The organism is Alphaproteobacteria bacterium, assembly GCA_019635875.1.
Taxonomy (GTDB): Bacteria; Pseudomonadota; Alphaproteobacteria; order Reyranellales; family Reyranellaceae; genus JAFAZJ01.
This window is the reverse complement of the sequence record JAHBYP010000006.1, coordinates 272,313-287,613: the sequence shown is the minus strand read 5'-3', so window position 1 is coordinate 287,613 and position 15,301 is coordinate 272,313. Positions and strand designations below refer to the sequence as shown.

Below are 15,301 nucleotides of genomic sequence, written 5' to 3'. Positions count from 1 at the left end.
CCATGCATGAGCTGGCGGTTCTCGCCATAGTCGTCGTCGCGATCCTCGCGGCGACGACGTTCGTGGCCGGCTTGGCCGGCCGCATCCTGCGGCGGGTCGAAGTCGCGATGGCGGCCATCGCCGCGGCCATCGCCTTGTTCGCGATGGCGTTCGTCGGCGCCGAGGTGCTGATGCGCTACGCCTTCGATGCGCCCATCCCGGGCCATCTTGAAGGCTCCGAGCTCCTGATGCCGATCATCGTCTTTCTGGCGTTGTCCTACACGCAGTCGATGCGCGGCCATGTCGGCATGGATCTGGCGCTCGACATGCTGTCGCCGCGCCTCAGGCGCTACGCCGTCATGGGCACGCTGCTGGTCAGCATCTTCATCTGCGCAATCATCGGCTGGTTCAGCGCGCGGATGGCGTACCAGCTGTGGCTGTACGACGACGTCACGATGTCGCCGCCCTATTTCAAGACCTGGCCATCGGCCGCGGCGATCGTGGTGGGCTACGCGCTCATCAGCCTGCGCATGTACCTGCAATTCCTCCATCTCTGGAATCCCGACCGCTTCCCAGCCAATGAGCCGGAAGGCGGCGGCATCCACGCAGTCGAATAGCCCGCTGCTCAACTCCCCACATCCTTCACCGTCCTCGAGGCGACCTCATCATGGACCCTGTCAGCATCGGCGTCGTGTCGCTGATCGCGCTCACGCTTTTCCTGGCGTCGGGCGTGCGCATCGCCTTCGCCACGGCGCTGTGCGGTTTCTTCGGCCTGTGGATCCTGCGCGGCTACGATCCGGCGGCGTCGCTCTCGGCCCAGAGCGTCCTGGGCCACATCACCAACTACAACCTGCTGGTGCTGCCGCTGTTCATCATGATGGGCTTCTTCGCCTACTACGCCAACATCACGCGCGACATCTACTGGGCGGCGCGGCAGTGGCTCGGCCACCTGCCCGGCGGGCTGGCGGTGGCGACCGTGGTGGGCTGCGCCGGCTTTGCGGCGGCCTGCGGCGCCTCGACGGCGTCGGCCGCCGTCATGGGCCGCGTGGCGCTGCCGGAACTGAAGAAGTTCGGCTACGACGACAAGGTATCGACCGGCTGCGTCGCCGCGGGCGGCACCCTGGCGATCATGATCCCGCCTTCTGTGCTGATCGTCATCTACGGCTTCATCGCCGAGGAGTCGATCGGCGCCCTTCTGCTGGCCGGCATCCTGCCCGGCCTTCTGCAGGCGGCGAGCTACGTCGTCATGCTGCTGATCCGCTTCAAGCTCAATCCCTCGCTGGGCCAGCCGATCCGCGGCATCACCTGGTCGGAGCGCTTCTCCTCGCTCAAGGGCGTGTGGGGCATGATGGTCATCATCCTGCTGGTGATGGGCAGCATGTACACCGGGCTGGCCACACCCACCGAGGCGGCCGGCGTCGGCGCCATCGGCGCGCTGGCAATGGCGATCCCGCGCATCAACTTCAAGGACTTCGGCGGGGCGATGATGGAGACGATGCGGACGACCGCGCTGATCTTCGCCATCGTCGCCGGCGTGCTGATCTTCGTCCACTTCCTGGGCTTCACCGGCACGCCGGCGGCGATCGCCAAGAGCATCACCAGCCTGGACGTATCGCCGACGGTGATCCTGATCTGCATCCTGGCGTTCTACCTGGTGCTCGGCATGTTCATCGACGGCATCGGCATGGTGCTGCTGACGGTGCCGATCCTGCTGCCCACGATCAAGGAACTCGGCATCGACCCCATCGTGTTCGGCATTCTCGTGGTGCGCATGGTCGAGATCGGGCTGATGACGCCACCCGTCGGGCTCAATGTCTATGTGCTGAGGGGCGTGGCCAAGGGCGTCAGCATGGGCGACATCTTCCGCGGCTGCGGCTGGTTCGTGCTCGTCGACATCATCAACGTCGCCATCCTGATCGCCTTCCCGGCGATCATCCTCCTGATCCCCCAGACGATGATCAGGTAGCGCTCGCCGCGGTCGCCGCCAGGACCCGCTGCGGAAGCGCGCGGCGTCGCGTGATTTTCTGCGCCATGGAGTGGCTCCGCCGCCGGTAACCGGCGCGACGCGACCACTGAACAATCACGCCGGCGCCTTGCTCGAGACCGCCCTGACCATCCATCGGATGGTTCTCACTCCGAATACCCGTCTGGAATGAGAGTGGTAGGAGCGCGGACTCTTGCTAATGTCGCCCTACCTGATGCCAGCAAACACGAGGCCTGCCATGACCGATACCCAACTCGCCCCCAACATGCCCAAGTGGATGATCGACCACACCGAGCTCTACCTCAGGAGCGGCGGCAAGGAAGGGCACATGTACAAGATCAGCCTGCCCAACCTGCCGGAGCGCGAGGTGCCGTCGCTGCTGCTGACCACGGTCGGCCGCAAATCCGGCAAGAAGTACCTGTTCCCGTTGTTCTACGGCCGCCACGGCCAGAGCTACTACATCGTCGCGTCGAAGGGCGGCGCGCCGGAGCATCCCGGCTGGTTCCGCAACATCCTCGCCAACCCGGAGGTCGAGCTCCAGGTCGGCACCGAGAGGCTGAAGGCCAGGGCGCGCATCGCCGAGGGCGCCGAGCGCCAGGCGATGTGGAACGACGCGCTCACCTTCTGGCCGCCCTACGCCGACTACCAGGTGAAGGCCGGCTCACGGGAGATTCCCGTGGTCGTGCTCGACCCGGTCAAGTAGCCATCTTCGGTTGGCAGATCGATATCCTCTGTCATCCCGAGCGCAGCGAGGGATCCAGGCGGCTTCCCTGGATCCCTCGCTGCGCTCGGGATGACAGCATGCGCTCTACGCGTCGAAGAACACCGTTTCGCGATCACCCTGCATGTGGATATCGAAGCGGTAGGTATTGCCCTCCCGCCTGGCGATCAGCGTGTCGCGCCGGTCGGCCGGCACGCTCTGCAGCACCGGGTCGGCGGCATTGGCCGCCGCCTCGTCGGCGAAGTAGATGCGCGTGTAGGCGTGCAGCAGCAGGCCGCGCATGAAGACGATGACGTTGATGTGCGGCGCCTGCCGCGCATCGACGCGGCCCGGCTTGATGGTGTCGAAGATGAAGCGGTGCTCGGCGTCCGTGCCGGTGCCGGCGCGGCCGAAGCCCTTGAAGCGCGCGTTCGAGCCGCGCGGGTCGGCGGGATGGGCGTAGCGGCCCTGCGCGTCGGCCTGCCAGAGCTCGATCATGGCGTCGAACACCGTGGCGCCAGCGCCGTCGAAGACGCGGCCCTCGATGCGGATGCGCTCGCCCTCGGTGTCTGATTGGCACATCGACCCTGAGGCGATGCTGGTCATGGGATAGCCGTACTGCGCCGGGGTCAGCCCGTAGGCGAAGTAAGGGCCGACGGTCTGCGACGGCGTCTGCTTGAGAGCCATGGATCAGCTCTCCATCGGCGTGGCGTTGCGGCCACGCAGCACGATGTCGAAGACGTAGCCCAGCGCGTAGCCCGGCTGGGTGACGTCGATCGAGAATTTCGACACCAGCAGCTCGCGCGAGCCCGCGGGCGTGGCGTTGTAGATCGGATCGAGCGGCAGCAGCGGATCCCCGGGGAAGTACATCTGCGTCACCAGCCGCGTCAGGAAGCTCGGGCCGAACAGCGAGAAATGGATATGCGCCGGCCGCCAGGCATTGTGGTGATTGGGCCAGGGATAGGCGCCCGGCTTGATGGTCTGGAACCTGTAGCGGCCCTCGGCATCGCTGACGCATCGGCCGCCGCCGAAGAAGTTGGGATCGAGCGGCGCGTCGTGCTGGTCGACCGCGTGGATGTAGCGGCCGGCGGCGTTGCACTGCCACAGCTCGACCAGCGCGTCCGGCACCGGCTTGCCGTTCTCGTCGAGCACCCGGCCGGTGACGATGATGCGCTCGCCCTGCGGCTCACCGCTCTTGCGGCCGTTGCGGGTGAGATCGGCGTCGAGCTCGCCGACGCTGTCGTGGCCGTAGACCGGCCCGGTGAGCTCCGAAAGCGTCTGCTTCAGCGGGATCAACGGCCTGGTCGGCGCGCGCAGCGGTGTCGACTTGTACTCGGGCGCGAGATAGGGCGGCTGGGTCGACCAGTCGCGCAGATTGTAGCCGTCCATGTCAGGCTCCGGTGTATTTGTCGTTGCGAGCGTAGCGAGGAATCTTTCCGCGATGGAGTCCCTGTGACGAAATGATCCCTCGCAGCGCTTGGGACAGCGGGGTGTGCTCAGTAGGGCAGGCCGACATAGTTCTCGGCCAGCGCCGTGCGCGCGGCGCCCGAGCCCATCAGGTACTCCAGCTCGGCGATCTGCATGCGCGCCTCGAACGAGCCGGGCTCGTGGAACCTGTGCAGCATCGAGGTCAACCACCAGGAGAAGCGCTCGGCCTTCCAGACGCGCGCCAGCGCCATCGACGAATAGGCGTCGAGCAGATCCTCGTTGCCGCCCCGGTAGCGCGACACGAAGGCGCGCGACAGGTAGTAGACGTCGGAGGCGGCGAGGTTGAGGCCCTTGGCGCCGGTCGGCGGCACGATGTGCGCGGCGTCGCCGGCGAGGAACAGCCGGCCCCAGCGCATCGGCTCGGACACGAAGCTGCGCAGCGGCGTCACGCTCTTCTCGATCGACGGGCCGGTGGTCATCGATACGCCCAGCCGCAGCTTCAGCTCGTCCCAGATGCGCTCATCAGGCCATTCCGCGAGGTTCTCGTCGATGCGCGCCTGGATGTAGTAGCGGCTGCGGCGCGGCGATCGCATGCTGGCCAGCGCGAAGCCGCGCTCGTGCGCGGCGTAGATCAGCTCATGCGAGGCCGGCGGCACGTCGGCGAGGATGCCGATCCAGCCGAAGGGATAGACGCGGTCGTAGGTGCGCAGAAGGTGCTGCGGGATCGTCTGGCGGCTGACGCCGTGATAGCCGTCGCAGCCGGCAACGTAGTCGCAGCGCAGCGTATGGATGGTGCCGCCCTTGCTATAGGTCAGCTTCGGCGCGTCGGTATCCGCGCCATGGATCGCCACGTCGGCGGCCTCGAACACCAGCGGCCGCCCGGCCGCCAGCCGCGCCTCGATCAGGTCGCGCGTCACCTCGGTCTGGCCATAGACGGTGACCGTCTTGCCGACGAGGTCCCTGAAGTCGACGCGGTGGCGCTTGCCGAGGAAGGCGATCTCCACCCCGTCATGGACCAAGCCCTCGCGCTTCAGCCGCGCATCGACGCCGATCTCGTGCAGCATGTCGACCGTGCCCTGCTCCAGCACGCCGGCGCGGATGCGGCCCTCGACATAGGCCCGGTCGTGGCGTTCGAGGATCACGCTGTCGATGCCCTGGACGTGCAGCATCTGGCCCAGCAGCAGTCCCGCCGGACCGGCGCCGATGATGGCGACCTGGGTGCGTGTCTCAGCCATCACGGAACCTGGCGATTACGGCCTCGGGGATCGGCTGGGATTTCAGCCGGTGCGGGTCCTCGGGATGGCGCCCCGACCAGACGCGGGTCTCGAAGCCCTCGACCGCCAGCTCGCCACCGTTGAGCAGCCGGTGCCGCACATCGAAGCTGGAGCGGCGGAACTCGGCGATCGAGCTTTCGATCACCACGATGTCGCCGAACTTCGCCGGCCGCAGGAACTTGGCGCGCGATTCGACCAGGGGGAAGCCGACGAAGTCGAAGGCCTTGACCATCTCGTGCTTGCGCAGGCCGACATGGGCGAAGAGGCCCGCGGTGCAGTGGTCGAACCACTCGAAGAAGCGCGGATTGAAGACGATACCGGCCGGATCGCAATGTCCCCATTCGACCTCGATCCGCCTGACGGCGACGATCATATCTGTGAATACCCCGAGCCCACGGTGTCGACGCCGCGGCCGGCGCCCTTCTCGATCCAGCCGAACTCCTTGAGGATCTGCTGGCTGTAGGTGACTCGGCCGTTGACCTTCGAGGCCGGCTCGCTGGCCAGCAGCAACGCGGCTCGTGCCATCATCGAGGGCGGCTCGCCGCGTGGATCGTCGATGCCGGTGACCAGCTTGTGGTGCACGGTGCCGGGCGTCGGCACGACGCGCGAGGGCGAGAGCGCCGAGATCGCGATGCCGCCGTGCTGCGCCATCTCCTGCGCCAGCCCCTGCGTGAACCGCTCCAGCGCCGCCTTGGTGGCGCCGTACATCACGCCGCCGCGCACGGTCTTGTCCTCGTAGGGCCCGCGCCCCGGCCCGATCGCCGAACCCGAGCTGATGTTGACGATGGCACCCGCCTTCCTCGCGATCATGTCGGGCAGCACCGCCTTGCTGAGCATGAACGGGCCATGCACGTTGACGGCGAACGCCTTGATCCAGCGGTTCGTCGGATAGGTCTCGGTCGGCAGGTAGTAGTTCAGCGCGGCGTTGTTGACGAGGATGTCGATCGGCCCGTAAGCCTTGCGCGCCGCCTCGGCGAGCTTGAGACACTCGTTGTCGTCGGAGACATCGGCGGCGACTGCGCTGGCCTCGCCGCCCTTGGCCTTGATCTCGGCGACCGTGCGTCCGAGGGAGCCCTCGAACATGTGGTCGCCTTCCTTCAGCGTGCGGGCGGCGACCACCACTTTCGCGCCCTCGGCTGCGAAGAGTTCGGCGATCGCCTGGCCTATGCCGCGGCTGGCGCCGGTGACGATCGCCACCTTGCCGTCGAGCTTGCCCATCGTCCCCTCCCGACCGACGCCTCCCCTTCGGGGCATCGGTCATGGAGCAGTATCGGGCAGGCCGACGAAACTTTCGAGGGCCTCAGTGGACGACGATCGGCCCACGCATCGGCGGCAGCTTCGGCATCGACCAGGCAGCGGCCTCGACCTTGCGATGACCGGCAGCCCCGTGGCGGGCCGTGGCGTCGCCTTCGACTTCGTGCAGCGATCCACCGTTGAGATGGCCGGCGCTCAGGAGGCCCGCCGGCGGCAGATCGACGTTGAGGCGCTCAAAGGTGTAGCGGCCCTCGAAGACCGTCGGCATGCCGCCTTCGGCGACGAAGACATCCACACGCTCGTGCGGCTCGACGATCAGCAGGATGCCCGGCTCGTACCAGAGGCCGCCGCTGCGGGCCATGTGGCCCTCTTCCACGAAGAACGTCTTGACCATGGCTACTCTCGCCTTCTGCCCAGCCATCCCGCGGTGCGGTCTGTAAAACTGAGCACTCACTCTCAATGACGCAATCCATAGGATGAGTGATCGCTCACGGTCAAGCAGAATTTATCCACAGGCGTTGATTTTTCTGCGGCCTCCCAAAGAATTCGCCCCGCCGATGACCGGCGGGGCGCCAATTTCCTGAAATCCTTGGAGATTCCGGCTCAAGCCGGCATCTTCGAACGCACCAATCTACCCGGCAGGTTGCCGGTCGGCTCGTTGTCCCGCAGCAGGGTCTGGCCGTTGACCACCGTCGCGCGGATGCCGTGGGCCTTCTGCCGCAGACGCTTGGCCCCGGCCGGCAGGTCGGTCACGACTTCCGGCATCTGCGGCCCGACGGTCCTGGGATCGAACACGACCATGTCGGCCGCCATGCCCTCGCGCAGCAGGCCGCGATCGTGGAAGCCGAACTGCGTGGCCGTATCGCAGGTGATCATCTTCACCGCTTCTTCCAGGGTGAAGGCCTGCTTCTCGCGCACCCAGTGGCTGAGCAGATGCGTCTGCAGCGAGGAGTCCATGATCTGCGAGACATGCGCGCCGGAGTCGGAGAAAGTCACCACCGAGCGGGGATGCTTCATCAACTCGAGCGCCGCCGACTGATCCTCGTTGGCGATCGGCTGGATCATGAAGAACTTCATGTCGCCTTCGAGCGCCTTGTCGATCATCAGCTCGACCGGATGTGTGTTGCGCTGGCGCGCCAGTTCGGCCATCGATTTGTGCGGCCCCTCGATGGTGTCCATGGCGTAGATGTAGTCCCACTCCGGCGGCCGCGCCTCGGTGCCGAACACCTGCGGCCCTTCGTAGGGACGCGAGGCGATCTCGACCAGGCGGCGGCGCTTCTCGGGATCCTGCAGCGCCTTCTTCTGCTCCGACAGCGGCAGCGCGCGGATCTCGCGCCAGTAGTCCCACTTGTCGAACGGCAGCTGCGTCTCGAACGACAGCAGCACGTTGAGCGCGCGGCTGTGCACCTGCGCGAACAGGCGGCCGCCCATCTGCGCCGCCTTCTCGATGATGTCGAAGGTGCCGCGCCAGGCGCCGGGCTTCTTGCGGCGGCTGAACAGGCCGAAGGTGATCGGCCGGCCGCTCGCGGCCGAGAGCCTGGCGAGGTCGTTGTAGTACTTGATCGCCTTCTCGCTGTCGGCGCCCGAGGGCTCGCCCGCGACCTCGACCAGGCCGGTGCCGAGCTCGCCCATGGCATGCACCAGCGCCTCGAATTCGGCCCAGGTGGCGAGACGGGACGCCACCGGCTTGTCGTCGGAGGTCTGGTGATTGACGCTGCGCGTGGTCGAGAAGCCGTAGGCGCCGGCGCGCACCGCTTCCTTGACGTGGTGCACCATCGCCTTGAGATCGTCCTCGCCCGCCTCGTCGGTGAAGGCGCGCTGGCCCATCACATAGGTGCGCAGCGCGCAGTGGCCGATATAGCCGGCGTAGTTGATGCCCTTGGGCAGCGACTCCAGCACGTCGAGGAACTCGGGAAAAGTCTCCCAGCGCCACTTGATGCCGGCGAGCATCGCGGCGCGGCTGATGTCCTCGGCGCGCTCCAGGTTGCGGAAGACGAGGTCGGCCTCGCTCTCACGGCAGGGCGCCAGGGTGAAGCCGCAATTGCCCATCACGACAGAGGTGACGCCCTGGTAGCAGGAGCTGGTGCCGATCGGATCCCAGAAGATCTGGGCGTCCATATGGGTGTGGCCGTCGATGAAGCCCGGCGAGACAACATGGCCCTCGGCGTCGATGGTTTCGCCCGCACCATTCCCTGATATGCGTCCGATGGTGACGATGCGCCCATCCTTGACGCCGACATCGGCGCGATAGCGCGGCAGGCCGGATCCATCGATCACCATGCCGTTGCGGATCACCAGATCGTACGCCATCGGCCGTTCCTCCCGTTATTCGTGTGGCCCGATGGTACACCGAGCCGCGCTGCGGTGCGGAGCGGCCGGCGAAGGCCTGCCCTGCGGCGACGGCATGCCGAAACGCTGCTAGTATCGGCCCCAGGGAACCAGGAGACGGGCGATGAAGTACAATCGGATTTCGGCCGACTGCCATCTCGACATGCCCTGGATGCCGCCGGAGCTGTTCGTCAGCGAAGCACCGCGCGAGCTCAAGGATCGCATGCCCTTCGTCACCGACACGCCGGATGGCGCGAAATGGGTGACCAGGTCGGGCTCGAGCTTCGGCTTCAAGAACGGCGTCGGCCCGGCCGGCTCGAAGTACCAGCCGGGCAAGCACCACCGCGTCGACATCATGGCCGAGACCGGCCTGTACGCCGACGGCGCCAAGGACATCCGCCGCGTCTCCGACCCGCATCTGCGCATCAAGGATCTCGATCGCGACCACGTCGATGCCGAGGTGATCTACGGCATCCTCGGCGCCGCCAGCCGCCTCAACGATTCCGAGGCCGCCAACGAGATGATGCGCATCTACAACAACTGGCTGAAGGGCTTCTGCAGCCACTATCCCGACCGCCACATCGGGCTGGCCTGCCTGCCCTACGGCAATGTCGATGAGGCGGTGAAGGAGATCTACCGCGCCGCGAAGCTCGGCCTGCGCGGGCTGGAGCTGTCGTGCTCCTGGGACATGGAGCCGATGTGGCATCCGATGTGGGATCCGCTGTGGACGGCGGTCAACGACGTCGACCTGCCGCTGCACTTCCACACCTTCCCGACGATTCCGCCCGACACCATCGAGAAGCATGGCGGCCAGGTCGGACGACGCGTGTTCTTCACCGTGGTCTCCGGCTTCCAGATGAACCTGGTGAACATCCTGGCGGCGATGATGTCGGCCAACGTCTTCGAGCGCTTTCCCAACCTGCGCGTCGCCTTCGGCGAGAGCGGCTGCGGCTGGGTGCCCTATGCGCTCGACCGCATGGACTACGAGTGGGAAGACCGCTTCATGGATCTGGGCCTGAAGATGAAGCCCAGCGACTACTGGCGCCGCCAGTGCAAGGCGACGTTCCAGTTCGACCGTGTCGGGCTGAAGATCATCGAGGACATGGGCGCCGAGACGCTGATGTGGGGATCCGACTACCCGCACGGCGACGGCGTGTGGCCGCAATCCGACAAGTACATCGCCGAGCAGTTCGCGCATCTGCCGGCAGCGATCACCAGGCAGATCACCTGCGACAACGCCGCGAAGTTCTACCGGCTGTCGAACTGAACTGAGCAGGCGCGGGCGGGCGCCGATGGCGGCATCGCGTCGGTCCCGCGCCGCCCGCCTCGTGCGCGCCGCCACCGCGCCGCGCGCGGTGCCGCGCCTGCCGGCCGCCGCCGAGCTCAAGCCGGCCACCCTGCTGTCGCTGCAGGCCTTCGACGCCGCCGTGCGCCTGGGCAGCTTCAAGGCCGCCGCCGCGGCGCTGCGCCTGACGCCCTCGGCGATCAGCCATCGCATCGGCAATCTCGAACGCAGCCTGGGCAAGGGCCTGTTCACCCGCTCGCACCGCGCCATCGAGGTCACTGCCGCCGGCAAGGCCCTGGCGATCGCCACCGGCCGCGCTTTCGCCGAGCTGTCGCGCTCGGCGACGCCGGCCGAAGGTAAGGACTCGCGCCGCCGCCTGCGCCTCTCGGTGCTGCCCTTCTTCGCCTCCGACTGGCTGATCCCGCGCATCGGCCGCTTCATGGCGGCGCATCGCGACATCGAGCTGGTGATCGAGACCTCGAGCCGGCACGCCGATCTCGACGTCGAGGCTTTCGATGCCGCCATCCGCGTCGGGGATGGCGGCTGGCCGGATCTCGTCGCGACACCGCTGATGGAGCTGCGCGCAGTGCCGGTGGCGACGGCGGCGCTGCGGCGCAAGGCGAGGCTGCGCACGCCCGAGGACCTCGCCAACGTGCCGCAGATCCACGTCACGACCTTCCCGCTCGCCTGGCCGATCTGGCTCGAGGGCGCGGGCATCCGCGGCCTGGAGGCCCGCCAGGTCGTGTGGGTCGACAGTTTCGGCGCCGCCATGCAGCTGGCCGAGCAAAACGCCGGCGTGGCGCTTGGCCTGGAGCCGCTGTTCAGCGCCCGCGAACGCGCCGGCAGCAACCTCAAGCGCCTGTTCGAACAGAGCCAGCCCACCGGCGGCTACTGGCTGGTGCATCGGCGCAGCGACAACAACAATCCGGCGCTGCGTCTCTTCAAGCGCTGGCTGCTGACGGAGACCGCGCGCGACAGGTGAATGACATTCACCTGTCGGTCATGTGCTTTCGTTTGCAGGCCTGACGCAGCGGCGCGATCATCCGCGCCATGAGCGACAAGGCGACCGTCAACTACGAAGCCCGCGGACCCGTCGCGATCGTCACCATCGACCGCTTCGCGGCGCGCAACGCCGTCGGCCACGGGACCCGAATCGAGCTGGCCGACGCCTTCCGCCGCTTCGACGGCGATGACTCCGCGAGCGTTGCCATCCTGACCGGCGCCGGCGGCATCTTCTGCGCCGGCTTCGACCTGAAGGACACGGCCGCGGGACGCCGCGCCCATCGCCGGCCCGACGGCGACGGACCGATGGGCCCCACGCGCATGAAGCTCTCCAAGCCGGTGATCGCGGCGATCGAGGGTTACGCTGTGGCCGGCGGGCTCGAGCTCGCGCTGTGGTGCGATATGCGCGTGGCGGCACGCGATGCGATCCTGGGCGTGTTCTGCCGGCGCTTCGGCGTGCCGCTGCTCGATCTCGGCACCGTCCGCCTGCCGCGCCTGATCGGACATAGCCGGGCGATGGACCTGATCCTCACGGGACGCGGCGTATCGGGCGAGGAGGCCGAGCGCATCGGCCTGGTCAATCGCGTGGTCGAGCCGGGGCAGGCGCTTGGTGCGGCGATGTCGCTGGCCGAGGAATTGGCGCGGCTGCCGCAGACAGCGCTGCGCATGGACCGGCTGTCGGCGATCGAGCAGTGGGATCTCGGCTGGGAGGCCGCGACGCTCAACGAGTTCCGGCTCGGCATCATGGCGATCGAGTCGGGCGAGGCGGAAGCTGGCGCGCGCCGCTTCGCCTCGGGTGTCGGCCGGCACGGCACGAAAGCGAACTGAAGGAGGACGCCATGGACGGATTGATGGACGACCGTGCCGTCGCGCGTCGCGTGCTGGAGCACATCGACAGGGGCACCACCGACCTCGGTGACGAGGTGTGGTGCGAGCCGGTCGAGAACTACCGCTCGGAGCAACGCATGGCCGACGAGATCGAGCGCGTGATGCGCCGCTTCCCGGTGCCGTTCTGCCCCTCGAAGGCCCTGCCCGAGACCGGCTCCTACATCGCGCGCGAGGCGGCCGGCACGCCGCTGATCGTGCTGCGCGACGAGCAGGGCCAGGTACGCGCCTTCCGCAACGCCTGCCGCCATCGCGGCATGCAGGTCGCCTCGGGCAGCGGCTGCTCACGCGCCTTCGTCTGCCGCTACCACGGCTGGGTCTACCGGCTCGACGGCCGGCTGAGCCATCTGCCGGGCGAGGACGGCTTCCCCGGCCTCGACAAGGGCACGCACGGCCTGGTGCCGGTACACGCGGTCGAGCGCGGCGGCATCGTCTTCGTCACCCAGGACGATGGGCCGGCCGGCCATCTGCCGGCGAATGACCTGCCCGACCTGATCCCGAGCGACTGGACGATCTTCAACGTCGTCGAGCGCGAGATGGAGGCCAATTGGAAGCTGGTGATGGAAGGCTTCATCGAGGGCTATCACATCCGCGCCACGCACAAGGACACCTTCTACCCCTATGGCTTCGACAACCTGAACGTGATCGAGCGCTTCGGGCGCAACAGCCGCGTCACCTACCCGTTCCGCCGCATCCGCAAGCTGGCCGAGGTGCCGGATGAGCAGCGCCGCGTCGAGGGGCTGCTGACCTATGTCTATCAGCTGTTCCCCAACGCCATCGTCGCGGCGCTGTCGCAGCACATCAAGCTGGTGGTGCTCGAGCCGCTGTCGGTGGGTCGCACGAAGCTGATCACCTGGACCTTGGGCGATCCGTCCGTCGCCGAGGCGGTGACGCGCGACGCCGCCTTCGTCGACCAGACCGGCGGCGCGGAGGATCGCGAGGTGGTGCAGGCGATCCAGCGCGCGCTGGGCAGCGGCGCCAACGAACACTTCACCTTCGGCAGGTTCGAAAGCGCCATCGTCCACTTCCACCGCACCCTGGGCGCGGCGCTGGCGGTCCCCACTCCGTCATCCTGAGCATAGCGAAGGATCTTGCGGCGCTGCGGTCACACGCTGGGGCAGTGGTGGTTCGCACCACCGCGAGGTCCTTCGCTGCGCTCAGGACGACAGCCGTCAGCGCAGATGGCAGGCGACGAGCGTCTCGGGCGAGGCCTTGGCCGGCACCAGCTTCGGCTCCTCGACCCTGCAGCGATCGATGGCGTAGGGACAGCGGGTGTGGAAGTGGCAGCCGCTGGGCCGGTTCACCGGGCTGGGCACGTCGCCCTCGACCAGCCGCTTCTCGCGCTTGATCGCCGGATCGGGCACCGGCACCGCCGAGAGCAGCGCCTCGGTATAGGGATGCTGCGGCGAGGTGAAGATCGTCTTCTTCTCGGCGACCTCGACGATGCGGCCGAGATACATCACCGCCACGCGGTGGCTGATGTGCTCGACCACCGCGAGATTGTGCGAGATGAACAGGTAGGCGAGGTTCGAGCCGCGCTGCAGATCCATCAGCAGATTGATGACCTGCGCCTGAATCGAGACGTCGAGCGCCGAGACCGGCTCGTCGCCGACGATCACCTTCGGCCCGAGCGCCAGCGCGCGGGCGATGCAGATGCGCTGGCGCTGGCCGCCGGAGAACTCGTGCGGGAAGTTCCTCATCTGCGCCGGGCGCAGCCCGACGCGCTCGAACAGCGCGGCGACGCGCTCGGCGCGTTCCTTGCCGCGTGAGATGCCGTGCACCATCAGTGGCTCGCCGACGATGTCGCCGGCCGACATGCGCGGATTGAGCGAGGAGAACGGGTCCTGGAAGATGATCTGCATCTGCCGGCGAAAGGGCCGCATCTCCGCCTTGCTCATGCGGCTGACATCGGCGCCGTCGACCATGATGCTGCCGGCGCTGGGCTCGATCAGGCGCAACAGCAGGCGGCCCACCGTCGACTTGCCGCAGCCGCTCTCGCCGACCAGCCCGAGCGTCTCGCCCTCGTAGATCGCGAAGCTCACGCCGTCCACGGCATGCACATGGCCCGCCGCGCGCTGCAGCAGGCCTTTCCTGATGGGAAAATGCTTCTTGAGGTCGACGACCTCGACCGCGGGAATCCGCTGCTTCGTCGCCGCCTCAGCCACGCGACTCTCCTTTCGTCTTGCCGGCATGCCAGCAGGCAGCCCAGTGGCCGGGGACGTGCTCGAGATAGTTCGGGTATTCGGCGCGGCAGCGATCGTCGGCCAATTCGCAGCGCGGCGCGAAGTGGCAACCCGGCGGCAGGTCGTTGAGCGCCGGCACGGTGCCGACGATCTCCTGCAGGCGTTCGCCGGTTTCGGTCTCCTCGCCGCGCATCAGGCCCAGGCGCGGAATCGAGCCCATCAGGCCGCGCGTGTAGGGATGCAGCGGCCGCGCGAAGAGCCCGCCGACCTCGGCCTCCTCGACCTTGCGGCCGGCATACATCACCACTACGCGCCGCGCTGTCTCGGCGACGACGCCGAGATCGTGCGTGATCAGGATCACCGCGGCGCCGAGGTCGCGCTGCAACTCGACGATGAGCTGCAGGATCTGCGCCTGGATGGTGACGTCGAGCGCCGTGGTCGGCTCGTCGGCGATCAGCACCTCGGGATTGCAGGCCAGCGCCATGGCGATCATCACGCGCTGGCGCATGCCGCCGGAGAGCTGGTGCGGATACTCCTTGGCGCGCTGCTCGGCCTCGGGGATCTTGACCTTCTTCAGCATATCGATGGCACGCGCCATCGCGTCCTGCTTGGACAGCTTCTGATGCAGGCGCAGTGCCTCCGACACCTGCCGGCCCACGGTCATGACCGGGTTCAGCGAGGTCATCGGCTCCTGGAAGATCATCGAGATCTGGTTGCCGCGCACATCGCGCATCTGCGCTTCGTCGAGCTGGACCAGATCGACACCGTTGAGCTTGACGCTGCCGGACACGATGCGGCCCGGCGGCGTCGGGATCAGGCGGATCACCGAAAGCGCGGTGATGCTCTTGCCGCAACCCGACTCACCCACGATCGCCAGCGTCTCTCCCTTGCGCACGTGGAAGGAGACGTTGTCGACCGCCTTGACGATGCCGCGGCGGGTATAGAACCAGGTGGTGAGACCGTCGACCTCGAGCGCTACGTCGCTGTTGGTCCTCAGAA

Annotated in this window: 16 protein-coding genes; 7 read left to right on the top strand and 9 right to left on the bottom strand. The window is 67.5% G+C overall.

Features of this window, described 5'->3' with window-relative positions:
• Nucleotides 1-2 precede the first annotated feature (2 nt).
• From KF889_22305 to KF889_22295, 3 genes are all read left to right on the top strand, one after another.
• Complete coding sequence (locus KF889_22305) at nt 3-596, top strand: TRAP transporter small permease (GenBank protein ID MBX3502183.1); 594 nt, start codon at nt 3-5, stop codon at nt 594-596.
• Between the two features lie 50 nt (nt 597-646).
• Nucleotides 647-1,945, top strand: a complete 1,299-nt coding sequence (locus tag KF889_22300; protein ID MBX3502182.1) for a TRAP transporter large permease — start codon at nt 647-649, stop codon at nt 1,943-1,945.
• A 232-nt stretch (nt 1,946-2,177) separates the two neighbouring features.
• Nucleotides 2,178-2,666 (top strand): nitroreductase family deazaflavin-dependent oxidoreductase, encoded by a 489-nt coding sequence (locus KF889_22295; GenBank protein MBX3502181.1) that lies wholly within the window; start codon nt 2,178-2,180, stop codon nt 2,664-2,666.
• Between the two features lie 105 nt (nt 2,667-2,771).
• On the opposite strand, the gene pcaG is transcribed toward KF889_22295, so the two are convergent.
• From pcaG to KF889_22260, 7 genes are all read right to left on the bottom strand, one after another.
• Nucleotides 2,772-3,350 (bottom strand): protocatechuate 3,4-dioxygenase subunit alpha, encoded by a 579-nt coding sequence (gene pcaG / locus KF889_22290; GenBank protein MBX3502180.1) that lies wholly within the window; start codon nt 3,348-3,350, stop codon nt 2,772-2,774.
• A 3-nt stretch (nt 3,351-3,353) separates the two neighbouring features.
• Nucleotides 3,354-4,052, bottom strand: a complete 699-nt coding sequence (gene pcaH / locus KF889_22285) for a protocatechuate 3,4-dioxygenase subunit beta (GenBank protein ID MBX3502179.1) — start codon at nt 4,050-4,052, stop codon at nt 3,354-3,356.
• A gap of 107 nt (nt 4,053-4,159) precedes the next feature.
• Nucleotides 4,160-5,326, bottom strand: a complete 1,167-nt coding sequence (pobA, locus tag KF889_22280) for a 4-hydroxybenzoate 3-monooxygenase (protein ID MBX3502178.1) — start codon at nt 5,324-5,326, stop codon at nt 4,160-4,162.
• The gene (locus KF889_22275) at nt 5,319-5,738 is read right to left on the bottom strand and encodes an acyl-CoA thioesterase (protein MBX3502177.1); all 420 of its coding nucleotides are present in this window, start codon (nt 5,736-5,738) and stop codon (nt 5,319-5,321) included. Before KF889_22275 ends, pobA begins: the two co-directional genes overlap by 8 nt.
• Nucleotides 5,735-6,583: an SDR family NAD(P)-dependent oxidoreductase gene (locus KF889_22270; protein MBX3502176.1), complete on the bottom strand. Its 849-nt coding sequence runs from the start codon at nt 6,581-6,583 to the stop codon at nt 5,735-5,737. The genes KF889_22275 and KF889_22270 overlap by 4 nt, the downstream gene beginning before the upstream one ends.
• An 82-nt stretch (nt 6,584-6,665) precedes the next feature.
• Nucleotides 6,666-7,013, bottom strand: a complete 348-nt coding sequence (locus tag KF889_22265) for a hypothetical protein (protein MBX3502175.1) — start codon at nt 7,011-7,013, stop codon at nt 6,666-6,668.
• A gap of 209 nt (nt 7,014-7,222) precedes the next feature.
• Nucleotides 7,223-8,929 (bottom strand): amidohydrolase family protein, encoded by a 1,707-nt coding sequence (locus KF889_22260; protein MBX3502174.1) that lies wholly within the window; start codon nt 8,927-8,929, stop codon nt 7,223-7,225.
• A gap of 142 nt (nt 8,930-9,071) precedes the next feature.
• On the opposite strand from KF889_22260, the gene KF889_22255 reads away from it, so the two are divergent.
• From KF889_22255 to KF889_22240, 4 genes are all read left to right on the top strand, one after another.
• The gene (locus tag KF889_22255) at nt 9,072-10,214 is read left to right on the top strand and encodes an amidohydrolase (GenBank protein MBX3502173.1); all 1,143 of its coding nucleotides are present in this window, start codon (nt 9,072-9,074) and stop codon (nt 10,212-10,214) included.
• A gap of 139 nt (nt 10,215-10,353) precedes the next feature.
• The gene (locus tag KF889_22250) at nt 10,354-11,214 is read left to right on the top strand and encodes a LysR family transcriptional regulator (protein MBX3502172.1); all 861 of its coding nucleotides are present in this window, start codon (nt 10,354-10,356) and stop codon (nt 11,212-11,214) included.
• Nucleotides 11,215-11,282: 68 nt separating this feature from the next.
• Complete coding sequence (locus tag KF889_22245; protein ID MBX3502171.1) at nt 11,283-12,062, top strand: crotonase/enoyl-CoA hydratase family protein; 780 nt, start codon at nt 11,283-11,285, stop codon at nt 12,060-12,062.
• An 11-nt stretch (nt 12,063-12,073) separates the two neighbouring features.
• A complete protein-coding gene (locus tag KF889_22240) occupies nt 12,074-13,195 on the top strand; it encodes a Rieske 2Fe-2S domain-containing protein (protein MBX3502170.1) in 1,122 nt (373 codons plus the stop codon).
• 96 nt (nt 13,196-13,291) lie between these two features.
• Here KF889_22240 and KF889_22235 read toward each other — a convergent pair whose 3' ends face one another.
• Entirely contained in the window at nt 13,292-14,311 is a 1,020-nt protein-coding gene (locus KF889_22235; GenBank protein ID MBX3502169.1) for a dipeptide ABC transporter ATP-binding protein, read from the bottom strand.
• Nucleotides 14,277-15,299: an ABC transporter ATP-binding protein gene (locus KF889_22230; GenBank protein MBX3502168.1), complete on the bottom strand. Its 1,023-nt coding sequence runs from the start codon at nt 15,297-15,299 to the stop codon at nt 14,277-14,279. Before KF889_22230 ends, KF889_22235 begins: the two co-directional genes overlap by 35 nt.
• Nucleotides 15,300-15,301: the final 2 nt, after the last annotated feature.